The organism is Pseudomonas sp. JV245A, from assembly GCF_032424515.1.
In the GTDB taxonomy this organism is placed as follows: domain Bacteria; phylum Pseudomonadota; class Gammaproteobacteria; order Pseudomonadales; family Pseudomonadaceae; genus Aquipseudomonas; species Aquipseudomonas protegens.
The window spans coordinates 1-749 of the sequence record NZ_VYKE01000467.1 but is presented as its reverse complement, the minus strand read 5'-3'; the positions used below and the strand labels follow the sequence as shown (position 1 = coordinate 749).

The window sequence follows — 749 nt, the reverse complement described above, 5'->3', positions numbered from 1 at the left end:
AGCGGCTTGAGCAGCACCGACTGGTTCCAGTGATGCCGTTCCGGCACCGGGGTGTCGAAGAACCACTGCTGGATCGGCAGCAGCGGCATCTGCCCACGCACCGGGCCCTGGTCGATCTGCAAACCGCCCTCGCCCTGCTCCGCCACCGTGGCCAGCCCCTGCACCGTCTGGTGCTGGAACAGGTCCTTGGGGGTGAAGCGGATACCGGCCTGCCGCGCCCGGCTGACCACCTGGATCGAGATGATCGAGTCGCCACCCAGCTCGAAGAAGTTGTCGGTGACGCCCACCTGCTCAAGCTTCAGCACATCGGCCCAGATCGCCGCGATCTGTTGTTCCAGCGGGTTCTGCGGCGCGACGTAGGTCTGCTGCATCAGCTGCGCATCGACTTTCGGCAGCGACTTGCGGTCCAGCTTGCCGTTCGGTGTCAGCGGCAGTGCTTCGAGGAACAGCAGGTAAGTGGGCACCATGTAGTCCGGCAGGCTTTCCCGCAGGCGCGCCTTGATGCTCTCGCGCAACTGCGCCTGGCGCTCGTTGCTCGACGCCACCTCGGCGTCCACCGGCACGATATAACCCACCAGTTGCTGGCCGCTCGGCCCTGGCTGGGCGATCACCGCCACTTCCAGTACCGGGTCCTGCTCCAGCAAGCGCGCTTCGATCTCGCCCAGCTCGATACGGAAGCCCCGCACCTTCACCTGATGGTCGACACGGCCTACGTACTCCACCAAGCCATCGGTGCGATAGCGGGTCAG

General features: G+C 65.6%; 1 protein-coding gene. It reads right to left on the bottom strand.

All coding sequences use genetic code 11. The annotated features are described in order from the left end of the window. Positions 1–749, bottom strand: a 749-nt coding sequence (locus F6S12_RS32480) for a phosphopantetheine-binding protein (protein WP_315869954.1), incomplete at both ends; no start/stop codon positions are given.